The organism is Pelotomaculum sp. FP (genome assembly GCF_004369245.1).
Taxonomy (GTDB): domain Bacteria; phylum Bacillota; class Desulfotomaculia; order Desulfotomaculales; family Pelotomaculaceae; genus Pelotomaculum_C; species Pelotomaculum_C schinkii.
This window is the reverse complement of sequence record NZ_QFGB01000046.1, coordinates 1-21,681: the sequence shown is the minus strand read 5'-3', so window position 1 is coordinate 21,681 and position 21,681 is coordinate 1. Positions and strand designations below refer to the sequence as shown.

The window sequence follows — 21,681 nt, the reverse complement described above, 5'->3', positions numbered from 1 at the left end:
TTTATTTTTATATCCGGGGAGGTAATTAAATGGCGAAGCGCGCCTTTTACATTGTGGATGTGTTTGCTGAAGAAAAATATGCCGGCAACCAGCTGGCCGTGATCAGATCTGCCGGGACCCTTTCCGGCGCCGAAATGCAGCTGATTGCCAGGGAGATGAATTATTCAGAAACAACCTTTATCTTATCTGATGACATAAAAGACGGCGGATATGACGTGCGGATTTTTACACCGGCAGAAGAAGTGCCTTTCGCCGGTCACCCTACATTAGGCACGGCCTATGTTATCCGACACGAGATACAAAAAGAACCCGCAGAAAAAATTATATTGAATCTGAAAGTCGGGCAAATGCCCGTTACATTTGAATCCAGCAGCAAAGACCCGGATACTTTATGGATGAAGCAAAAGCAGCCCGTTTTTGGCCGGGTCCTTGAAGCAGGGCCGGTTGCTCAAGTATTAAACATTGAAGAAAGCGAGATTGACTCCAGATTCCCTATTCAGGATGTTTCTACAGGGCTGCCTTTCTTTATCGTTCCCTTGAAATCGCTGGCTGCTGTGAAAAAAGCCAGTATAAACAGGGACAAGTACTTCGAGTTAATCAAGAATACGCATGCCAAGGCGATATTCATTTTCTGTCCGGAGACGTACAACCGGGAAAACGACTTGAATGCGCGGGCTTTTGTTGACTGTTACGGCATACCGGAAGACCCGGCAACGGGCAGCGCCAACGGCTGCCTGGCCGGGTACCTGGTTAAATACCGGTATTTTGGAACAGACCGGGTTGACATCAGGGTTGAGCAGGGTTATGAAGTTGCCAGGCCGTCGTTACTCTTATTGCATGCTGAAGAAAAAAATGAGGCTATAGATGTGTCCGTGGGCGGTAAGGTTGTAATGGTCGCCAGAGGAGAATTGCTTTAGGCTGGTTATTTACAACAGCAGGAACTACAAAGACCTTTTGGACGAAGCTCCGGGCGCCTACAAGGATATCGACCAGGTGGTGGACACCCTAACTGAAATCGGTATGACCCGCCCGGCGGCAAGATTGCTGCCCCTGGCGGTAATCAAGGGTAAAGATTAGAAAATGTCTATTTGAGAATCCGCAGCTAGCGACTAAACCGCCCCCCTATCGGTGGGGCTGTCTTTACTCTTAAGTCTTCTTTTCCTGACTATGTAGTAGAAAAGCAAATAAGCCGCCGCCAGAAAAGGAGTATAAGGCAGAAGAATCACTCCGAGCAGTAAAAGGCCCTCCGAAAAATTCACCAGCCCGTTGACGCCCATTTGCCAGGCAGCCTTCAAACGTGTGCCCAGGGGCTCCTTTAGCGTTGAACCGGTGGAGATACCTCCGGGCGCCCGTAGTTCAACCGTTATTGTAGCCAGACTGATCAGATTATCCAGGACATTGAGCCGTGCCTGCAGGGACTCTATTTCGCCCCGCACCCTGGTCAGCTCGTTTTCAATTTCCAGGATGTCTTTCACTGTCCCAGCTTTGTTATATAGCTCTAAGAGTCTTTTTTCCTGTCTTTCCAGGTTTGCCTTGCGGGCGGTTGCATCATAATATTCCTCGGTGACATCTTGTCCGGAAATGTTTTTGCCTTCAACCTGACCCAGGGGTTCCAGGGCAGACAAAATTTCTTCCAGTTTTGCTGCCGGCACCCTTAAGGTCAACGTGCTCCGCATTTGTCCGTCTGCCGAATGAATGTCGGCATTTTGCAAATAGCCGCCGCTTTCATTAACTATGACCTGAATCTGATTATAAGACTCGGTAACATTGGATACGGCCATGACCAGGGATGCTTTCCTGGTAACTTTTCGCTCCACCGGCGCTTGTCCGTCGGCATCATTTGCTACGGTTGAAAAGGACTCTGAGCCTGCGCCGGCAACAGCTCCATTCTCATAGGATTTTTCACTTGCCACCGGCGCCGCACCCTGTTTGGCGGCGCCGCATCCGCCCAACAACAACAGTCCTGCCAGTAAAAAAACAACAGCGTAAGTTTTATTCATCACGTTCCCTCCTTGCAGTGTTTTATATTTAGACGTAAAAATTTCGAGTAAGGATGAATTGGCAAGCGCGAAATGATCGTATTATTGAAAAAATATAGCAGAGAACGGGGAAAAGCCTGTTGTCTGCTATGTTTTACTCTGCGTTGTTTTGCATCGCGGCGACTTCCTTCACCTGCGTACAAATTTGCCGTTAATTGTCTGGGATATCCAGACTCATCGATTTTTTTGACCGCTTACGTCCGCAACGCTTACGGGCAGGCAGAGTACAACTGTGCAGCCGCCTGCGGGCAGATTATGAAATTCCGTGGTTCCCCCGTGCGCTCTGATGATCTGCCGGACGATGGTGAGGCCTAAGCCATGGTTTTGCAGCCCGGCAGAACCTTCAGGATGATTCAGGTTTTCAAGAATTTCCTGCGGGAAGCCTGCTCCGTTGTCGGAAACAGTGAGAAAGCAATTGCCCAGGCCCTTTTCCAGAGCTGCTTTTATCGCGCAACCCTTTGGGTTATGGCGGATGCTGTTGGCGATCAAATTGGCAACCGCGCGTCGCAAAAGCTCCTCATCGCCGGTGACTGCGGCATTTTGTGCCTCTTTACCGATCGTTACGTCCATTGCATAGCGATGATCAAGTCCACTGTTTAAAAAATCGGCGACAACGCCACGCAAGAGCGCAGCCAGCCCAACGGAGTTTCGACGCAGCGGCTGCATGTCGTATTCCAACTTGGAAGCAAGATTTAAGTCGCTGACCAGCACCTTGATCCGTTCGCTCTGCCTGCGGATAATACCCGCCTGTTCCCGCTTGGCCGGCGGGAGCTCTGAGTCGTCCTCAAGCTGGCTTGCATAACCCATAACCAGAGAAAGCGGTGTGCGAATGTCGTGGGACACGCCGGCAATCCATGTTGTGCGGGCATTGTCCCTCTTATTGAGAGCGGCCTCCTGTTTTGTTAGCTGTGCAGAAGTTTTGTTGATCCCGGCGGCAAGATCGCCGAGAAGACCACGTGTGGAAAGCTCTACCGGACGTTTTTCGGCCATATCCTCAATGCCCTTTGCAAGCGGCTTCAGGGAACGGAACAGCCCCAGGCCGAACAGCAGTGCAAGCAGGACGGCCGTGACGACGTTGAGAATTAAAACAGCCGGAATCCACACCAGAGTGTTATCCATTACCTTCTGCGGCATGTCAATATCATGTTTCCACACACTGCCCCTGGCGCGGCCCAGCACAAAAAGACCGTCCGGATGCCGCCAGACATAAACCGGATAGTCATTTAAATACCAGCGGGTAAAGCCGGCCACATCGGAAACGGTAAACTTAAGCGGCACGTCGCCGGGCAGATTTTTGCTCCATATCACACTGCCGTCATCGTCCAGCAGCATCGCCCACCGAAACCGCTTTTCAATCGTCTCCCGTGCGGATTCAGAAAGCGTGAAAACGCCGTCTGATTTGGTCAGACCATCCGCGATCTGTGAGATACTGTAATCCTTTTGCTCTATTTTGTCAGCCTGAACCAACCACGCCGCCAATACCGCAAAATTGATGATAAGCAGAATAAGCGCTACCCCGGCAGCCGAGAGCACATAACGGGACAGGATTTTCATCATGCTTTTCATTTGCCTTCAGCTCCCGTCAACTTGTAGCCAAGTCCCCGCACAGTGAGAAGATAACGTGGGGAAGACGGTTCCGGTTCAATCTTCTCGCGCAGACGGCGGATATGCACCATCAGCGTGTTTTCATATCCGTACAGGTCGTTACCCCACGCGGCGCGGCACAGGCTGTCGCCGGTGACGATGTTGCCACGGTTTTCATAGAGCTTTTCAAGCAGTGCAAATTCCTTTGCGGTGAGCATAAGCTGGTCTTTTTTTGTTGTAACTGAGCCGCTGTTTAAGTCGATTTCCGTTTCGCCCAAACGGAAGACCGGCTTTTTATTTTGCTTTAGCACGACCGGAAAATAGGCGCGGCTTAACACCGCGCGGAGTCTTAGCGTCAGTTCGCGGGGTAAAAAAGGCTTCGTGATATAGTCGTCCGCGCCGAGACCAAGTCCGAGCAAGCGGTTTTCATCCTCGTCGCGCGCGGAAAGAAACAATACCGGAACAGCCGACGCGGCGCGAAACTCCCGCATCAGGGAAAAACCGTCTCCGTCCGGCAGGGAAACATCCAGAATCACACCGTCCGGCTTCTCCGACGCAAAGAGCCGGCGCGCCTCTTTGCAGTCGGCGGCGGAAATGATGCGCATAAAACCTTCCCGCCGCAGTATTTCAGTTACCATCCTGCGCAGCTCCGGCTCGTCGTCTATGATAAGAAGCTTACAGGCAAAAATATCGTCCATTGTTATCACTGCGATCCATTATAGTATAAATACAGAACAAATTGGATGTTTTTCCGCAATCTTAAGGTAAATGTAAGCTTAAGTACAGGCTCATGTAAGGCAGGCCTGCTATGATGTTCCCGGCCTGAAAAAAAGGGGGGGGGACATCAAAATGTCTGATATTATCGCAACAACCGGCCTTTGCAAGCAGTACGGCAAGGTACTGCGGGTGAAGGACCTGGATCTGAAAGTGCCGGAAGGGACTGTTTACGGTTTTCTCGGACCGAACGGCGCGGGTAAATCCACCACAATGAAAATGATCCTGGGACTTGCGAGGCCGACAGCCGGAACCGTTACCGTGTTTGGCAAACAGCTTAACAGACGGAACAGGCTCGCCATCCTGAAGGACGTAGGATCCCTGATCGAATCACCCAGCTATTACGGACACCTGACGGGAACGGAAAATCTCCGGATTATCTGTGTGCTCAAGGGTGTGCCGGATAAGGATATCAACAGGGTCCTGCACATTGTCCGACTGGAAAACCAGAAGGAGAAAAAGGTCTCGCAGTACTCGATGGGCATGAAGCAGCGACTTGGGCTTGCCTGCGCGCTGCTGGGCAACCCGAAGCTTTTGATTCTCGACGAACCGACAAACGGCCTTGACCCGGCGGGTATGCAGGAGATGCGCGAGCTGATTTGCTCCCTGCCGCAGCAGTACGGAATGACGGTGATGGTCTCAAGCCATCTGCTCAGCGAGATCGACCAGATCGCCACAAATGTCGGAATCATCAGTCGCGGCGAGCTTATTTTTCAGGACAGTTTAGCAACACTTTATGAAAAAAGCAGAACCAACATTGCCGTCCGCACGCAAGATAACGAGGCGGCGGCAAAAATACTCGGCGAGCGGGGCGTTTCCTGCCAGCCGCAGGATCACTATCTCTTGCTGCCCAGGCTTTCCGACAACGAGCTTGTGGTTCATATCTCCGGGCTTTTTGAAAGAAACATAGGCGTTGTACGCATCGAAGAACGGCGCAAGAGCCTTGAGGATATCTTCCTCGAACTGACCGGAACGGCGGTGAGCTTATGATCAAGGCGCTGGCCATGGAATTTCAGAAAATCCGCCGCAAAAGGGTCTGGCTGATAGTCGCCGCCCTGATTATCGTGCAAATATTGTGGTCACTGTGGGGAGTCAGAGGAATGGACGCGCACGACCTTTCTCAGGGCTGGATGCATTTTCTATATCAGTTCCCGCTCTTAAACTCCATCATGATGCCGGTCATTGCGGCCGTGGTTGCGTCGCGGCTCTGCGATATCGAGCACAAGGGGCAGACGCTGAAGCTTCTGAATACCGTGATGCCCGCCGGGCGTTTGTTCTCCGCCAAATTTTTATGCGGCTCTTTGTACATGCTCGCCGCGGTTCTTTTACAGGTTGTTGTCATTGCTGCCGTGGGGCGCCTGGTCGGGTTTGAGGGAAGCCCGCCGCTCGCTAAGTTATTTTATTATCTCCTCTTTACCACGGCCGTAAACCTGACCATTCTTTTGCTGCAGCAGGTTCTGTCGCTTCTATTCAGAAACCAGATGATTGCTCTTGCCGTGGGCATTATCGGGAGCTTTGCCGGACTTTTTATCCTGTATTTTCCGCAAAGCCTGGAAAGATTTCTCCTTTGGGGATATTACGGCGTGCTGATGTTTGTGGGCATGAACTGGGACAGGGCGACGCGCGTCACCGATTTTTACTATGTGCCGATTGATTGGGCCGGGTTTGTCACCCTGATCATCGTCTTCTGTGTGATGTATATCATTGGCCGCGCGCTGTTTATTCGAAAGGAGATGTGAAATATGTTTCTGCGGACGCTTCGGGCCGAAAGGATGAAGCTTCATCACAGCCCGGTCTGGCTTGCTTTTTTAATTATTCCCATCCTGCCCGCTGTCATGGGCACCTTTAATTATCTGCAAAATATCGGCGTCTTACAAGATCAGTGGTACAGCCTGTGGACGCAGCACACCCTCTTCACCTGTTATTTTTTCCTTCCTGCCACTATAGGGGTTTACTGCTCTTACCTGTGCCGCCTGGAACATAGCAATCACAACTGGAATGCTGTCATGACGGCGCCCGTACCGGTTTCGTATGTTTATCTTGCAAAGCTCATATCCGCCTCCGTTATGGTTCTGCTGACACAGGTATGGATCGGTATGCTGTTTGTGATTTCCGGCAGGCTTTCGGGTCTGGCCGCTCCGGTTCCGCCGGAGCTTCCGGTTTGGCTTCTGTGCGGCGCTGTCGGCGGGATCGTGATCTGTGCTCTCCAGCTATGCGTTTCGCTTATAATCCGCAGTTTCGCCGTACCGGTGGGAATCGCCCTGATCGGCGGTGTCGCGGGGTTGGCGGCGCTGGCCAAGGGTTATGGTGTATGGTTTCCGTATTCCCTTTTATGCCTGGGCATGCGCGCCAACAAACCTGGCGGAGCAATGCAGTGCAGTACGGAACAGTTTGTTCTCAACAGCATTTTCTATCTTATGGTTTGCATTCTATTTGCTGTTATATGGCTAAAAAAACGAGATGTGTCAGCAGGGTAATTGGCAGACGCAGATTATTTACTGTCTTTAGTATTGACTGGACTGTCTTGGGGCTGTGATTTGGAAACGGGATAGCGGCAAGTATTGCCGGCTATCCCGTTTCAATTTCAATAAATATTCTTATCCAACATTTGCAGTAAAATGGCGGTTTTGGGATAATTCTTTTCCATAAACTCCATTGAGTTTGCATCGCGCAGACTCAATGCGTTATCTTTCCATTCGTCAAACCATTTCTGCGCCGGGCCGATATCCTTTCCAATATTCTCCTCGCCGAGCAGCTCACGCATGGCGGACAGCAGAATTTGACCCCGAAGGTCTGTCTGCACGCCCTTTAGAAACTCGGCATACGCGTATCTTAGCGTGTAATCGCCGTAGTACAGAAGCGCTCTGTACTCGATCGGGTGCTCTTCGATATAGGCTCCCGGATTTGACGCCTCGGCGGGAGATGAACAGATGGTATCAACGAGCTTTGAGAGGACGGCATCCGTGTTCACCTTGCTATATTTAACCGCCTGTGCGTAGCAGGCCTGTGTCTGAGCCAGGATGTATTTCTGTGTGTCAAGCGCGTTCTTATAAATATCGGAGGGGAATTTCTCTTTAATGGAGGGAGCGTAATAGGTTCCGTCCTTCGGCATCCAGTATTCTTTCAGATCGTATTTTCCGGCGTCATTTTTCTCAAAGGTGACCGCTACCGGCATGTGGCTTCCGCCAGTTTCTGAAAAACCGCCGTTCGCGTAGCCGAACTCCATATAGAGCGCCATTGCGTAGACCGTGGTTGTGTTACCGCTTTCCACGGTTTTGAGAACCGTATGGGCTTCGGCGGAAAAATCGCCGCTGTGGTATTGATCGGTATTGGCGGTAATAATCGCGTCGGAGACGCAGGCGTTAAGGTCGCTGCGGTCAATGTTTACAGTGGTGTTGGTTGATCCCTCCACGCTGCCGGCCGCTGCCGTAATGCCCTGCGCCAGATCAGCCAGTTTTTCATAAAGCCCGTCATCGATCCGGCTGTAATACCCGTCAGTACCCTGTTGCATGACGGATTTTCCGTCATGCAAATAGGCATAGTAATCGGTTGCCGTGCCATCCGGATAGGTTGCGCGCAGCAGATAACATTCGTTGAGCGTTTTTATATCAACACCCGGCCACGCGGCGGATTTTACCATATAATCAAAGATTAAATCTTCAGCAAGCTTTGCTTTGTCACCCGACAGCGGCGAAAGGGACGATTGGACCTTGCCGTTTTTGAGTTGGGTCAATGAGTAGGACACGGAAAAAGAGGGTGTGTTCAGCAGATTAACGGTCTTTTCCAGCGTTTTCCCGTTTTCACCGGGCAGATATGCTGTAAGCGTCAGCTCTGTATAATGATCATTTAAGGGGAGGCTGTAGCGCTCTCCCGGTTTCCATGTTTTAGAATCGTTTACATCTTCAAGCAGATGGACGCTTTGTGAAAACCCGTCCGATTCAAGTCTGCCGGCTATATGAATATTCCATTTTTCAGGCTTTTCATAGCCTTGCGGGATTTGGAAGCTTACTTCGTCTTTTGTATGGTAGGCGCTTGCCGCAAGCTGTGTAAGCGCTTCCTCAGCGGAAAGGGAAGCAGCTTTCGCCCCGGTAAAGGTGCCGCCAACGCATACGGCGACGGCCAGGAGAACGGTAACCATAGCGGGTATAAAAGTTTTTGGTTTCTTAATAATCATATTCAGTCTCTCCTTGATGCCCCGTTTTCCGGAAATCATCGTGGTTGCAGCATATAGGATACCGGAAGGAGCTTTTTTGACGGTAATCATATCGACAAGCGCATGCCCGTAAGCCAGGCGCTTTTCCTCACCAATCTGTTTGATCACCGACTCGTCGCAGGCCAGCTCGCTGTCAGCGCGAGAGAGGATTGCCGCGGCCCAGACAAGCGGGTTCCACCAGTAAGCCACAAGGCATACGCCCCTCAGAATTGACCAGATATGGTCGCCATGGCGGTAATGGCACAGCTCATGCGCGAGGACATAGCTGGCATTGTTTTCGTCTTCCGCCGCTTTCGGCGTCAGATAAACCCCCGGATGAATGATACCGAACAGGCAGGGCGAAGCGATATGTCCGCTGACATAGACCGGCAGTTTGAAGTCAGCGGCGTCATAAGTTCTGCGTGTTTTATGAAGTAGCCTGTAAAATACGAAATTTGTGCCGAGAATCCACAACCCAACCACGATGGCACCGACCAGCCAAATAAGGCGCAATATCTCATTTGCGCTCATCGTTTTAGCGTAATGGACGCCGGTTGCGTTCCCCGCTAAAACTGAATTGTCAGAGTTGTCGGCAGTGTCTCCAATACCGCCGGACGTTACGCTGATATGCTGTCCTGAAATTGGCATGCTGTCCGGTATTGCGTTCATTACGCTGAGCGGGCTTCCAAGCAGCGGAAACGGCATCAGCAGTCGGAGCAAAACCAACCCCCACAAGGCATATTGCAGCCTGCAGCTGATTTTTCCACGGAACAGGAAACGCAAAGCAATCACAACCGCAATCAGCACGGACGAGGTGATGATACACTCGATCATTTGCCCGCCTCCTTTTCCGCCTCGCGCAAGATGGCATACAACTCGTCAATGTCCTCTTTGGTCAGATCCATTTGCCCTGCCATGGATGCCACCATCAGCCCGATACTGCCGCCGAAGACCTTATTAAGAAAGCTCCCGGTTTCATAAGAGGTTGCATCCTCCTTTTTCAATACAGGATAATAGAGCTTGGAGCGCCCTCCAGTTTCAAAGCGAACCACACCCTTGTCATTCATTCTGGAGAGCATCATAAAAATGGTTCCCTTCGTCCATCCGGTATCGTCCTTCAAAGAGGAAACAAGCTGCGCAATCGTACGCGGCGCTTCCTCCCATAAAAGATTCATCAGTTTCCATTCGCCGTCGGACAGGCCGATATTTTGAGCCATAATAAATCCTTCCAATATTGGTTAACATTTGTTACCCTTAGTATAGTAGAACAGGATAACAAATGTCAACCGTCTTTATGCAAGATTTTGACCTGGTCTATTCTCGGCATGTAAGGGAGTGAGAAGGCCGCCTCCTTGCTTTACGGAGTCGGTCTGCTCTCCAAATTCATTATTATACGGATTAGGAAATTGGATTATTTACTTTGTCCTGAGATTTGCCGGGATTGATATGCATGGAGATAATGCGTGTCGTGGCCAGTGAAACGTCTTCCTGTTTCAAGAAAATTGGAGGCACATCGAACCTCCTGAAATAACTAAAATTAAAGGCAGCAAGCAGTGATGCCGCTCATAGCCTCGGTGCGTTTTCAATCTTTCAATTAATATTTGTGTCTGACCATGCATAGCATACGCGATTTCTTACACCAACTGTAAGTGTTATTCCTCTGCGGCACTTGCTATGATTAGGATTAAGAAAGTCAGGAGGCCATAAAATGAATTCAAATAGAGTTTTACAAGTCGAGAGTATCACAAAAGTCTACGGTAAGGGAGACAATAAGACAGAAGCCCTCAGAGGAATCAGCTTTGATGTGCTTGAAGGCGAGTTTTTGGGCATAATGGGGGCTAGCGGCTCCGGGAAAACAACATTGCTAAGGGGTTTACCGGAAACCATCCAGATCGACAGGACGCAACAGGGATGGGTTTATACCTCGTAAAAAAATATGCCGAAGCATTATCGGTTGTGGTAAATATTGAACCAATATCGTCATCTGGCCAAGGGTTTGGTATTCAACTCATATTTCCAAAGGTTATATAAATAATTCGTAAGTTAAATTCTTGCCTATCATACATTGCGACACGTTTCTACCATCTTTATGCAAGGATTGACTGGCAGATACTTGGTATGTAGTAAAAAAGGCCGGGCATCTATGATTATATTCCCGACCTTTTTATATCTTATAAATTTAGTCCGCTAAATACGCCTGCATATGACGGAAATAAAGTTCATATATTTGCCGGCTCCGGCATTCATAGCGCGACGGTCTGAAATTGCATATGGATTGTCACATGACAGCCAGTCATTCCAGCACTCTTCAAAGCAATTCATTTCCGAGATGGAGACGATGTCAATTTGATATAATAAATATTCAAATCCTTTGTAGCATTTCGGAGGGTTGCAGGGTATTCGTAGTGAAAGGAGGTTTTGCCGAATGGATTTCGAGTCGCAGTGCACGGCGACGATAGCGTCAGTTGTGAGAGAATATGCCGATATGGTTTATCGGCTTGCGTTCGCGCAGGTTCGCTCAAAGAGTGATGCTGACGATATTTTTCAGGAGGTCTTTCTGAGATATGTCCGAAACAATCCGGCCTTTGTTAGCGAAGAACACAGAAAAGCTTGGCTGATACGCGTCACAATCAACTGCGCAAAAAAGTATTGGTCATCGGCATGGCAGCGAAATACGGTACCGTTGGATGACAATTATAGATTCTTAATGCCGGAAGAAAATGAACTCGATGAGGTACTCAGAAAACTCGCTCCCAAGTATCGCTCGGTAATACACCTATATTACTACGAGGGGTACTCTATCAGCGAAATCGGCAAAATCCTCAGTATCAAGGAATCAACCGTCAGAACACAGCTTACAAGAGCAAGAACGCAGCTATCCAACATGCTGAAAGGAGAAATCTAATGTTTGAAAAAACATATAAGAGTATGAACGATCAGATTACACCCACCCCGGCGTTGGTTGCCGATACAGTTAAGCTGATACAAAGCCACCACAGACCCAAAGGATGCAAATCCAGACCATTTTATCGCAGGCTGTTTATGATTGCAGCAATGCTTGCGCTATGCATTGTTCTTGCAACGCCGGTTCTGGCTGCAAGGATACCTGCCATATATGAACTTATGTATTTGGTGTCGCCGGAGGTTGCCCAATTATTTATGCCGGTACAGGAAGCCTGTGAGGACAACGGAATCCGCATGGAGGTGGTGTCGGCGTATCTCCACGATAATACGGCAGAGATATATATTACACTTCAAGACCTTACCGGTGACCGCGTTGACGAAACGACAGATCTGTTTGACAGCTATTCCATCCATCGCGCATTTGATTCATCTGCCACATGTCAGCGTGTGGGCTATGACTCGGAAAGCAAAACGGCCACATTTCTGATTCTAATTACCGAGTGGGGTGACCATGATATCTCGGGAAGCAAGCTCACCTTCTCGGTGCGGGAGTTTATCAGCCATAAAACTTCATTGGAGGATGTTCCGGTTGATATAAACCTTGCTGGAGTGGAAGAGTTCTCGGCAACGCAAACCATATACGCTGTAGGTAAAAGCGGCATAAATCTTTCCAAATATACAAGCGCGACAAATGACTTTGTTGTGCTGAATCCGGGGATGTCTATTTGTGCTCCAATAAGCGGCCTTGATGTGACCGCAATTGGATATATTGATGGAATGCTCCATATTCAGTTGGCAACCTCCGAAAAACGAACTTTGGACAATCACGGGTATTTCTACCTCGTTGATAAAGACGGCAATCAGACTCAATACGACTACAGCGTATCTTTCATTGAAGGCATGGACAGCAACGACAGAATGGACTATCAGGAGTTTGTGTTCGACATTCCGAAGGATGAAATCGGAGACTACACCCTGTATGGCTCCTTCTACACAAGCGGTCTTCATACCGAGGGTAGATGGCAGGTTACTTTCCCTCTGATGGTCAGTGAGGATAACTGAATTCCGTCTTTGAATACAGATAGTTTTCTTGGCCGATCTTTGATTTAGTCTATATAATTGGCATGAGCATAGCAGTAGTCGCACCCGGTATAACATAATTTGGGAGGCCATCCGCCGATATCTATGGAATACGTGCACCCGCATTGCGGCCTTTTCCTCGGTTGTCTTGAATCAGCCGGTTCCTGACGGTCATGAAGCCGCTGTAATAATTCACCGTCAATACATTTGCTGTCAGGAAATCCAGGCACACAGCAGGCGCTGATAAAAACTCCGTATGCTGATTCCACTTGCTTTAACCAATGAAAAGTCCTGTCCCGTTCCTCCTCATCAGGGGGAACAATTTGGCATCCCATCTCTCGAAATCTTTTATCTACCTTGTGATGCATATTCTTTTCAAGAAAACTAAAACTAAAATATTTTATGCCATATTGGGCAGATGACTTGATAATAACCGGCAGGAATTTGAGGCTGGAAAAAGTATTTCCTTTACTATCCTTAATTCTGACTATTGGATCGACTCTCAATCTTATTCTATCAGGGCTGCCGGCAAGGTTAACAATATCAGGCAATGCCGGTAAGGAGTCTTGCAGGGAAGGAGCTTTTGGCTCCAGCACCAAAGGCTTTCCATTTGATTTTATCCCTATACTTAAACCGCCCAACCCGGTTATAGTAAGCTGAACATAGAGTTGTATATTTTTATTTTTTAGTTCTTCGAGATATGAACGCAGAGGGTCAATTAATAAACTTGCCGGATGCTTTGTCCATAAAACCAGGGTGTGTATTTCCAAGCCACGTGCAAGTCTATTATTTACCTCTTCCATCAATTTGTCCGGGTAGAATTTGGGCATGTCGGTCATGCGCGAAGCGCTCAGCACGATCTTTGGGTTCATTGCAATGGGTTTGCCGTCGAATATCGACATAAAAATCCCTCAAAATATCATATTGAAGAAATATATTTGCTTTATAAAATTATATTATACCAATAACCTTATTGAGTGAAAAGGTTCAATTCAACAACCAGATTTGGAGTGAAAACAATGAAATCCATTCAGGCTGTCAAAGACGAGTTGGGAAAATACAAAAATGCTGAGAAGGCTGAATTTTTACCGAGGTATTTTAAAGCTGCCCCGGGTGGGTATGGTGAGGGAGATCAGTTTATTGGTGTCACGGTCCCCCTGCAGAGGAAGGTTGCCCGGAAATATTACCGGGAAGTTAGCCTGGATGATATAGAAATATTGTTAAAAGAGCCCGTACATGAATACCGTTTAACCGCGCTTTTTCTTCTGGTCCTGAAATATGAGAAGGCAAAAGACAAAGAAGAACAAAGGGCCATTGTGGATTTGTACTTGAACAACATACCGTACATAAATAACTGGGATCTGGTGGATTCTTCCGCCGATAAAATACTGGGCCCGTATTTTTTGGAGCGGGAAAAAGACCTCCTGTACGCATTTGCCCGCTCGGATCACCTTTGGAAACAAAGAATCGCCATCATCACCACCTTTTACTTTATCCGCAATGGACAGTATCAGGACACTTTCAATATCGCCGGGATTTTGCTAAAACATAAGCACGACCTGATCCATAAAGCCGTCGGCTGGATGCTGAGAGAAACCGGCAACCGGGATTTTGCAGCAGAGTTAGGTTTTCTGAAAGAACATTACCGGGAGATGCCGCGGACAATGCTGAGGTACGCTGTAGAAAAGTTTGATGAGGGCTTAAGACAGCGGTTTTTGAAAGGAGAGGTTTAAGCCTTTTGTTCCGCATGCCGCCGGCGCCGCCGCGCATTTGAAAATATACTGAGCAACGTGGGTGCGGTCTCAGCCGCACGACGGCGCGTTAGCGCCGAACTTGTTGGAGTCAAAGCATTGTTGCATAAAGCGGGCCGCCTGATCATGCAAGCTGAACATGACCGGCGGTCCGGGCAATTCGAAAACTTCTTAAACGCATTGCGCAACTTGGTTACAGGCTGCGAAAGTCTTGCGGTTGAAGCATGCGCGTTAGTGAACGCGTTCCCCGTAACCGCCGTAGGAAACACCGGCCATGATGTTGGGTTCATAATAGAAGTCATCGCCCATAAACGATATATCCGCCGCGCTGCCCATGTCCCGGCTCAAATCCTGTCCCGGTTCCAGCCCCACGGCCCGGCTGAACGCTTCATGGACGGCGTCACCCACATCCCTGGGCTTGTAGCAATCTCCCACGGCAAAAACCACGGAAGCGCTGCCTTCCAGTTCCCCGAGCAGCTCCTGGTTCGGTTCCAGGCCCAGGGCGTTAACCACTGTATCAGCCTCAATTGTAAACCTGTTCCAGCCCTTGTCACTCACCATGACGCCGGTTTCCGTCACCGCTTCGATGTTCAACCCTGTCCGTATTTCCACGCCCGCCTGGCCCAACAATTCGGTCAGGGCCATAAAAGTGAGCGGCTCCACGTCAAAGGCGATTTTCTCAAGGCGGTCCATCAAGGTAACCTTTTTGCCCTGCCGGGCTAGAATTAAAGCCGTTTCGCTGCCAACCAGGCCCGCGCCGACCACCAGCACATTTTGGCCGGTCTGAATCCTGCCGGAATACACATCCAGGGCGTTGACCATATTGCCCCTGTTTATCGTGGCCACATTCGGTACGTGAAGCCGGGAGCCGGTGGCGATGACCACGACATCCGGTCTTTCCGCCTCCACCAGTTGACGGTTCACTTCGCGGTTGTATACCACGTTGATTTGCATTTGCCTAACCTGGCTGATCAGGTGGTCCTTGAATCTTCGTAAATCCTGCTTGAAGTCGGGAATAGCGGCGATGTTTAAAAGCCCGCCCAGACGGTCTGATTTTTCATAAAGCGCAACCTCATGCCCGCGCCTCCGGGCAGTAATGGCTGCCTGCATGCCGGCCGGACCTCCGCCAATCACCATGACCCTTCGCCTGACGCGGGCCGGAGGAATTTCAGCGTAATGCTTTTCTCGCCCCGCAACCGGATTGACGGCGCAGCGAATGGTCCACCCCTTGAAAAAGCGGTTGATGCATCCGTCATTACAACGGATACAGGTCCGGATATCTTCAAATCTACCCTCAAAGGCCTTCTTCGGCAGGTACGGATCGGCGATGAGCGCCCTGCCCATGGCTACCATATCGGCAGACCCGCCGGCTATAATCTCTTCGGCATGCAGCGGTTCATTGATGGCGCCGACGGCGATAACCGGGACGCGGACTGCCTCTTTAATCCCTTTAGCCAGGTACACAAAATAACCGTTGGGGTAATAAGCCGGCATAATGAAGCGGTGCATGGAGGAGTAGTTGCCGGCTGAAACATCGATGCAGTTTACCCCCGCCTGTTCCAGCATGCGGGCAAACCGCCTGGTTTCGTCCAGGGTCAACCCTCCGTGGACAAACTCATCGGCGCTGAGACGGTAGAAGATGGGGTAATCGGGGCCCAATTTTTTTCTGGTCCTGCGTGCGATTTCCAGGGGGAAGCGGGAGCGCCCCTCCAAATCGCCGCCGTAAAGATCCGTGCGGTGGTTGCTGAAAGGCGAGAGAAACTGCGACAATAAATAACCGTGCGCCCCGTGGATTTCCACGCCGTCAAAGCCGGCGTCCCTTGCCCTGCGGGCCGCCTCCACGAAGGACTCAATGACCTCCTCCGCTTCGTCTATACTGAGAGCGCGCACGTGGTTGGGGTGACCCAGCATTTCACTCACCAAGGGATCGGGTATCTCCGAGGGCGCCACCGGCTTTCTTCCGCCTATTTTCCCCGGGTCGGATTGCCGCCCGCCGTGGGCTATCTGCAACACGGCCCTGGCCCCGTAACTCTTAATGGCCGTGGCCAGCTCACGTAGGCCGGTGATATGGTGATCGCTCTGTACCCCAAGCTGGCATATGGCGGCCTTGCTTTCCTTTTCATCGATATAACAGTACTCCACCATGATCAGCCCGGCGCCGCCCCGGGCCCTCTCGACATAATAGGCAATTAAAGTATCGGTCACTTCACCATGCACAGTGGCCAGCCTGGTGCACATGGGCGGCATCACCAGACGGTTTTTGACTTCCATGGAGCCTATTTTTATCGGCTGAAACAAATGGTTTAATGCGGTCACAAATTAACCCCCCTGCTTAATTTTTTTTATTCTTTCCAGAAGTTTAAAAAAATAATTGTTTCAGGAAGGAGGGGTAGGGGCGGAAACGCAACAAGAGCTAGACTATGTAGCCAGCAGTGATTTTTGTTATAATATAAGAACCAGGGGACTAGCCCCACAACGGAATCTCGAAGGAGTGTAATAGTACTGTATTGCATTTTTCCGGGAAGGGAATTCCAAAATAAGGTAGAATAGTACTTTGATATTTAATTTATGGTGGTAACCTGCAATGAAAATTAAGAAGTATCTTATAAACAATGATGAAAAAGATAAAATTCTTGAATCGATTAAATGTATTTTGAACAGCATGCCGGAAATCATTTTTGCCTATGTCCATGGCTCTTTTTTGGAACCGAAAGGCTTCGGAGATATCGACATTGCCGTATATTTAAAAGATGAAAACTTTAGTGATAAAATTATAAACTACGAAATAGAACTGGAGATTAAACTGGAAGAGAAATTAAAGTATCCGGTGGATGTGAGAGTATTAAACTTTGCACCTCTTTCATTTCAATATCAAACTATTAAGAGCGGGATCCTGTTGGTTGAGAAAGACGGCGACAGACGTGTGGAATTTCAAACCAGAACACTGGATTTCTACTTTGATTTTGCGCCTTTCCGGAAGCAGTATTTAAAGGAGGTGCTAAGGCTTGGAGATTAATGAAGATAAGGTTAGAAAACTATCCTATGAATTAAAGAAAGCCTTAACCAGGTTAAAAGCTTTATCATCCCTTTCCCAAGAGGACTTCGTCAATGACCCTGATAAAGTTGGAAGTGCCAAGTATCACTTTCTGGTTGCCATCGAGGCTGCCATCGACCTGTGTAATCACATCATAACAAAAAATAATTACCGGCCTCCGGAAGACTATGCGGATACTTTCCGGGTAATGGGAGAAGTAAAAATTTTTGACGGGGATTTCGTAAAGAACCTGGTCAGCATGGCCAAGTTCAGGAACAGGTTGGTACATATATACTGGGAAGTGGATGATGAGCTGCTTTATAAGATATTAACGATGAATTTAGGGGATATTGAGCGTTTTCTTAAGGAATTGGGAGCATTGTTAAAGGTGAATATTTAATGCATTCAAGTCAAGTTTCTGTGAAGTTTTTGTCAAGGGGATATCTCCCCTGGCATGCTGGAAAATATATCTAAATAAGGAGTTTGAAATGAGTTATATCGTGACACTCTTATTGATTGGCTTTGTCATCTTTTTCCATGAACTCGGTCACTTTTTAGCTGCTAAATTGGCCGGCATCCCTATTCAGGTTTTCTCAATCGGATTTGGTCCGAAAGTGTGGGCTAGGAGGAGAGGGGTTACTGAATATAGAATTTCATTAATTCCGCTAGGCGGCTATGTTCTTCCTGAAGTGTTGGATGAAACGGAGTTTTTTAATTACCCTGTTGCAAAGAGGATGATCATGTCTGCCGGGGGACCGCTGGCCAGCATTATCCTTCCAATATTTTGTTTTGTCATTATCAATCTAATTGTTTCGCCATTTTCAATTAATAATATTTTGATTCAGCCCGTATGAGACCGCTTCTGTTCTTTATCAAATGGTTTTGGCTATTCCATCTGTCTTTACGCATAGCGAACAACTCTCGGGTGTTATCGGTATCGTTGTTATAGGTGGGGATTTCATTGGTATCAACAATTTAAAAGCCATGCAATTTACAGCCTTAATGAGCCTCAATCTGGCCGTTTTAAATTTACTTCCGGTTCCCGCATTGGATGGAGGCAAAATTCTACTATACTTGTTAGAATTAGTTTATCCAAAGTCTTTACATTTCCATTATCCGCTGGCTCTTGCAGGATGGGTAACTATTCTTGGTTTAATGGTTTATGTAACAGCAGCAGATGTGGGTGGGAAGGTATTTTATTGCCTGCTTAGAAGTAATATAACATAATTTTGGTGAGCATACACCATATCTAAAAAAATATGCAACCATATAGTAAAATAACCAGATTTGATGATAGTTTCCAGTCAAACCCTCTCTTTTGATGCCCTTGATGAAACATAATGAGCAACCTGAAAAAGTTGGCTAATCTGGCAGCTATATTTTGGTAAGCCTTCAAAGTTGCCAGAATCATGACTGGCGTCAATAAATTATTTTCCTAAACCGAAAAAACACAAATATCACAAATGGGATAAAACAACTGCAGCTATCCCAAGCTGCAGTTGTATAAATACATTAATGAAATTATAGACGTTGAGCCAGGTTCCTGGCGCTTTCCTTAATTCTCTTCAAATCTTCTTCACTAGGCAGCCCTTTGATGTTGCCCATTCTCCCCAAGGTGCTGTTTTCTTCCGATCCGTGAAATTCACTGAGTATATACCATTCATCCACCACGGTAAAACCGAAATGCTCAAAAAACTGGCCCATGTATTTTCCTGCCGGTACCGCTTCTCTAATCCCCGTATGCGGGCCGGAATAGGTACAGAATATCAGGGCATTTTTCCCGGGTATTGCTGGAGCGTTAACCTTCACCCGGCCTTCTTTTTTATAACTGTTAAATTTCCCCTTGAGGTAGTCATCAACCGGTTTGGGGGGATGCCAGCTATAAGACGGCGCACCGATACACACCAGGTCAAAATCATAAAAATCGATGTCTGCCGCCTCCTGCACTTTCAGAAGCGTGGTTTGGAACCCGCCTTCTTCCAAGCCTTTTTGCAGGTACACGGCTACTTTTTCTGTATTACCGGAATGAGACCAATAAAGAATCAAAGCTTTTTTCACATTTTCGCCTTCTTTTTAGCTTGTAATCTTACTTTAACTATAACATTCCATGGGAGACACCGCAAACAGTAGTTATGACAGAAAATGCCCTTAATGCAGTGTAAATGATAATTTGTACCGGGGCACCTGCAGCACATCAAAACCAATGACTGTCAGTTCCCCATGGTTTCGCAACGTCTCATCAGCCGGTGTAAGCGGAAGCTCACCTTTAAAAACGGGAACCGGCTCCATCTGTACGGTTTCCAGTTCTTCTAAAATCGCTTCTTTTGAAGTCCAGTTCCCCATAGTTTGCGGCGTCATGTTTACCCATTGTTTTACTTTAGGCATTAGGTCCATAATGTCCAGAACCTGTGTTTCCCCGGGATAGCAGAGGAAAACAACACCTGTCGTGAAATTCCCGGAAACAGGAGCGGTTTTGTAAAAACGAAGTGAATTAATCTCAGGCGAGTTTAAAATAGCTGCCAGGTCGCTTTCACGCAGGTCTGAAACTTCATATGAACCCAGGTCTGTGATGCGCTGGTCAGGGGTCCCCCATAAGTAGTTTTGCCGGTCGTTTGACAGCACGCCAACAACATCCAGCAGTGATACCGCGTCGCCTGTTCCGTCCAGGGTAGCCGCTTTTGAGCCGGGATAATAAGCAAACGCGCCCTCGTTTTCCAGGTAGAACATTGCAAACTTACTTTTCACAATATCCTCCATGAAAGTCCTGGCCGTTCTTCTGCTTTCGGGAGTAACCCCGTCCCATAAATAGTATGTCAGCAGTTTTATACCATGGTACCTTGTCAGCTGCCATTCATGAATCTCAGCCATGCCGGCGTTTTCAGGCAAAGGTTTGGAAAGCTTGCGGAGGGTTGTTAACAGCATCTCATCCTTATAGCGCAGAGGGAATTCGGAATGGATGTTTTTGCCCTGCTCATCCACAAATAATGTAACAAGTTTATAGGTTGGGCTTAAATCACCCTCATTCAGCAGTTCGCCGGTGCTATTAAGCCAATATCCTGTCCTGCTGTCCTGGTTGTTGTAAAACCACTCCAAAAGCGCCTGTTTCCACTCCGGCGTAAAATGATAAAGATTGTTGCGCTCCAGTTCATTAAAGCTGTGGTAGCAGGATGCCATCATGTAATTTGTTTTGGGCAGTTTGGAACCGAGCCATCCTAAATGAAGACAGATCGTTCAGCAATGCCTTTAAACTGTCCGGGGTATTGATTTCGTCCAGAAATTTTAGCGGGTATTTCAGTTGCAGCGGCCGGCCTGTCTCCTTAGCTAAAAGTTCAAGGTGGTCCACAACATTTAGTGTGGGCTCATAATAAAGAAAGGAGGGGTAAGAGTCGTCCATGAAGGCGCCTGTTTTAGGATCCTGCAGGCTTAAGTAAAAATCCATTTCCTCTTTTTTGTCAGCGAAATCAGGCACCTTGATTAAACCTTCTCCGGTCTTTAACTGTTGGCGCAGCTTGTTTAACATGGAAAAAGCGGTGATATACTGTCCTTTGTCCAGGTAATAGGCACACCCGAGCATCTTAAATTCAAATTCGCCCATATAGTAACCTTCTGCCTGCAGCTGTCCGTTTAATTTAAACATTTCTGAGATTGAGGCGATGCTGCGATAGATAAATAATCCTGAGCCGATAATAAATAATGCAGTGATGACAGATATCACGATAATAAAAGTCCTTTTTTTCACCTGCCCAACCCCCTTTATTGGGCGCTGTGACCCTTAGCTTATTAGCTTATTTGGGGTCTGCTGAAAACAGCGTGACAACATCTCCTCAATTTTAAAACCATTGCCGGTTGCAGACTGAAAGCCCTCCTCATAATCTTTTCCCTCGTATAATAGTATTAGAACCACCGGACAACCAAAATTCCAATTGAGGGAAATATGGGTAATCCAGATAGGTTCGGGAACCGGTTCCCAAAGTACGGGTACCGAGACCAACAAAAATCATTTGCCTATTCCACAGCGGGTATGGTCCTGGTACCGGTCAGTCGCGCGACTACTGTATTGTGGAAATAGCCATTGAAGTGGTTGGTCAACAGTACCTGAAATATGGTGGTGATACTAAGACATTAAATAATCATACAATATCAACAATCCAAGCTCTGAACGCCATTGTGCGAATGGGCAGTGAAGTCCTCTTAGATGGGTATGGGTTGTTATGATGATAATAGCTTTTATGCCGGCCCCCCAGGTCACTGTTTAGCAGCTACCTTGGCCGGGCCGGTTTTCTGTTACCTTTTTTAGTGCATTGTTTTTCAAAATAATGATAA

General features: G+C 48.1%; 22 protein-coding genes and 2 pseudogenes. 14 read left to right on the top strand and 10 right to left on the bottom strand.

The window, feature by feature from the left end; translation table 11 throughout:
* Positions 1–29: 29 nt before the first annotated feature.
* Both Psfp_RS15575 and Psfp_RS15570 read left to right on the top strand, forming a co-directional pair.
* Entirely contained in the window at positions 30–917 is an 888-nt protein-coding gene (locus Psfp_RS15575; RefSeq protein ID WP_134219464.1) for a PhzF family phenazine biosynthesis protein, read from the top strand.
* A 1-nt stretch (position 918) separates the two neighbouring features.
* Positions 919–1,077, top strand: coding sequence for an RtcB family protein (locus tag Psfp_RS15570; RefSeq protein WP_348981152.1), 159 nt, complete (start codon positions 919–921; stop codon positions 1,075–1,077).
* Between the two features lie 32 nt (positions 1,078–1,109).
* On the opposite strand, the gene Psfp_RS15565 is transcribed toward Psfp_RS15570, so the two are convergent.
* From Psfp_RS15565 to Psfp_RS15555, 3 genes are all read right to left on the bottom strand, one after another.
* Positions 1,110–2,000: a DUF4349 domain-containing protein gene (locus Psfp_RS15565; RefSeq protein WP_134219463.1), complete on the bottom strand. Its 891-nt coding sequence runs from the start codon at positions 1,998–2,000 to the stop codon at positions 1,110–1,112.
* A 213-nt stretch (positions 2,001–2,213) separates the two neighbouring features.
* Entirely contained in the window at positions 2,214–3,605 is a 1,392-nt protein-coding gene (locus tag Psfp_RS15560; protein WP_134219462.1) for a HAMP domain-containing sensor histidine kinase, read from the bottom strand.
* Positions 3,602–4,321 (bottom strand): response regulator transcription factor, encoded by a 720-nt coding sequence (locus Psfp_RS15555; protein ID WP_134219461.1) that lies wholly within the window; start codon positions 4,319–4,321, stop codon positions 3,602–3,604. Before Psfp_RS15555 ends, Psfp_RS15560 begins: the two co-directional genes overlap by 4 nt.
* 151 nt (positions 4,322–4,472) lie before the next feature.
* Here Psfp_RS15555 and Psfp_RS15550 point away from each other — a divergent pair, with 151 nt between their 5' ends.
* Genes Psfp_RS15550 through Psfp_RS15540 form a run of 3 tightly spaced genes read left to right on the top strand, consistent with a single transcriptional unit; the run spans position 4,473 to position 6,874 of the window.
* The gene (locus Psfp_RS15550; RefSeq protein WP_134219460.1) at positions 4,473–5,387 is read left to right on the top strand and encodes an ATP-binding cassette domain-containing protein; all 915 of its coding nucleotides are present in this window, start codon (positions 4,473–4,475) and stop codon (positions 5,385–5,387) included.
* Positions 5,384–6,136, top strand: a complete 753-nt coding sequence (locus Psfp_RS15545; RefSeq protein WP_134219459.1) for an ABC transporter permease — start codon at positions 5,384–5,386, stop codon at positions 6,134–6,136. The genes Psfp_RS15550 and Psfp_RS15545 overlap by 4 nt, the downstream gene beginning before the upstream one ends.
* A 3-nt stretch (positions 6,137–6,139) precedes the next feature.
* The gene (locus tag Psfp_RS15540; RefSeq protein WP_134219458.1) at positions 6,140–6,874 is read left to right on the top strand and encodes an ABC transporter permease; all 735 of its coding nucleotides are present in this window, start codon (positions 6,140–6,142) and stop codon (positions 6,872–6,874) included.
* 107 nt (positions 6,875–6,981) lie between these two features.
* Here Psfp_RS15540 and Psfp_RS15535 read toward each other — a convergent pair whose 3' ends face one another.
* Together Psfp_RS15535 and Psfp_RS15530 are read right to left on the bottom strand one after the other, a co-directional pair.
* Positions 6,982–9,423: a M56 family metallopeptidase gene (locus Psfp_RS15535; protein ID WP_134219457.1), complete on the bottom strand. Its 2,442-nt coding sequence runs from the start codon at positions 9,421–9,423 to the stop codon at positions 6,982–6,984.
* Positions 9,420–9,806: a BlaI/MecI/CopY family transcriptional regulator gene (locus Psfp_RS15530; protein WP_134219456.1), complete on the bottom strand. Its 387-nt coding sequence runs from the start codon at positions 9,804–9,806 to the stop codon at positions 9,420–9,422. Before Psfp_RS15530 ends, Psfp_RS15535 begins: the two co-directional genes overlap by 4 nt.
* A gap of 491 nt (positions 9,807–10,297) precedes the next feature.
* On the opposite strand from Psfp_RS15530, the pseudogene Psfp_RS15525 reads away from it, so the two are divergent.
* The 3 genes and pseudogenes from Psfp_RS15525 to Psfp_RS15505 form a co-directional block, all read left to right on the top strand.
* Positions 10,298–10,456, top strand: a pseudogene (locus Psfp_RS15525) (ATP-binding cassette domain-containing protein); the annotation flags it as partial.
* A gap of 558 nt (positions 10,457–11,014) precedes the next feature.
* Positions 11,015–11,494 (top strand): sigma-70 family RNA polymerase sigma factor, encoded by a 480-nt coding sequence (locus Psfp_RS15510; protein ID WP_134219455.1) that lies wholly within the window; start codon positions 11,015–11,017, stop codon positions 11,492–11,494.
* Positions 11,494–12,555, top strand: coding sequence for a DUF4179 domain-containing protein (locus tag Psfp_RS15505; RefSeq protein WP_134219454.1), 1,062 nt, complete (start codon positions 11,494–11,496; stop codon positions 12,553–12,555). Before Psfp_RS15510 ends, Psfp_RS15505 begins: the two co-directional genes overlap by 1 nt.
* 44 nt (positions 12,556–12,599) lie before the next feature.
* On the opposite strand, the gene Psfp_RS15500 is transcribed toward Psfp_RS15505, so the two are convergent.
* Entirely contained in the window at positions 12,600–13,475 is an 876-nt protein-coding gene (locus Psfp_RS15500; RefSeq protein ID WP_134219453.1) for a DUF1848 family protein, read from the bottom strand.
* 117 nt (positions 13,476–13,592) lie between these two features.
* Here Psfp_RS15500 and Psfp_RS15495 point away from each other — a divergent pair, with 117 nt between their 5' ends.
* Entirely contained in the window at positions 13,593–14,306 is a 714-nt protein-coding gene (locus Psfp_RS15495; RefSeq protein ID WP_134219452.1) for a DNA alkylation repair protein, read from the top strand.
* Positions 14,307–14,555: 249 nt separating this feature from the next.
* On the opposite strand, the gene Psfp_RS15490 is transcribed toward Psfp_RS15495, so the two are convergent.
* Complete coding sequence (locus Psfp_RS15490; RefSeq protein ID WP_134219451.1) at positions 14,556–16,640, bottom strand: FAD-dependent oxidoreductase; 2,085 nt, start codon at positions 16,638–16,640, stop codon at positions 14,556–14,558.
* A gap of 268 nt (positions 16,641–16,908) precedes the next feature.
* Here Psfp_RS15490 and Psfp_RS15485 point away from each other — a divergent pair, with 268 nt between their 5' ends.
* From Psfp_RS15485 to Psfp_RS15470, 4 genes and pseudogenes are all read left to right on the top strand, one after another.
* A complete protein-coding gene (locus tag Psfp_RS15485) occupies positions 16,909–17,340 on the top strand; it encodes a nucleotidyltransferase domain-containing protein (protein ID WP_134219450.1) in 432 nt (143 codons plus the stop codon).
* On the top strand, positions 17,330–17,758 hold the full coding sequence (locus tag Psfp_RS15480; protein ID WP_134219449.1) for a DUF86 domain-containing protein: 429 nt from the start codon (positions 17,330–17,332) through the stop codon (positions 17,756–17,758). Before Psfp_RS15485 ends, Psfp_RS15480 begins: the two co-directional genes overlap by 11 nt.
* A gap of 88 nt (positions 17,759–17,846) precedes the next feature.
* Positions 17,847–18,212 (top strand): site-2 protease family protein, encoded by a 366-nt coding sequence (locus Psfp_RS15475; RefSeq protein ID WP_134219448.1) that lies wholly within the window; start codon positions 17,847–17,849, stop codon positions 18,210–18,212.
* Positions 18,213–18,225: 13 nt separating this feature from the next.
* Positions 18,226–18,585, top strand: a pseudogene (locus tag Psfp_RS15470) (site-2 protease family protein); the annotation flags it as partial.
* Positions 18,586–18,879: 294 nt separating this feature from the next.
* On the opposite strand, the gene Psfp_RS15465 reads toward Psfp_RS15470, so the two are convergent.
* The 3 genes from Psfp_RS15465 to Psfp_RS15455 form a co-directional block, all read right to left on the bottom strand.
* The gene (locus tag Psfp_RS15465) at positions 18,880–19,416 is read right to left on the bottom strand and encodes a flavodoxin family protein (protein ID WP_134219446.1); all 537 of its coding nucleotides are present in this window, start codon (positions 19,414–19,416) and stop codon (positions 18,880–18,882) included.
* 90 nt (positions 19,417–19,506) lie between these two features.
* Positions 19,507–20,535 carry a hypothetical protein gene (locus Psfp_RS15460; RefSeq protein WP_134219445.1) on the bottom strand — a complete coding sequence of 343 codons (1,029 nt, stop codon included), beginning with the start codon at positions 20,533–20,535 and terminating at the stop codon, positions 19,507–19,509.
* On the bottom strand, positions 20,507–21,097 hold the full coding sequence (locus Psfp_RS15455; protein ID WP_134219444.1) for a hypothetical protein: 591 nt from the start codon (positions 21,095–21,097) through the stop codon (positions 20,507–20,509). The genes Psfp_RS15460 and Psfp_RS15455 overlap by 29 nt, the downstream gene beginning before the upstream one ends.
* A gap of 320 nt (positions 21,098–21,417) precedes the next feature.
* On the opposite strand from Psfp_RS15455, the gene Psfp_RS21790 reads away from it, so the two are divergent.
* On the top strand, positions 21,418–21,573 hold the full coding sequence (locus tag Psfp_RS21790) for a hypothetical protein (protein WP_192895464.1): 156 nt from the start codon (positions 21,418–21,420) through the stop codon (positions 21,571–21,573).
* Positions 21,574–21,681: the final 108 nt, after the last annotated feature.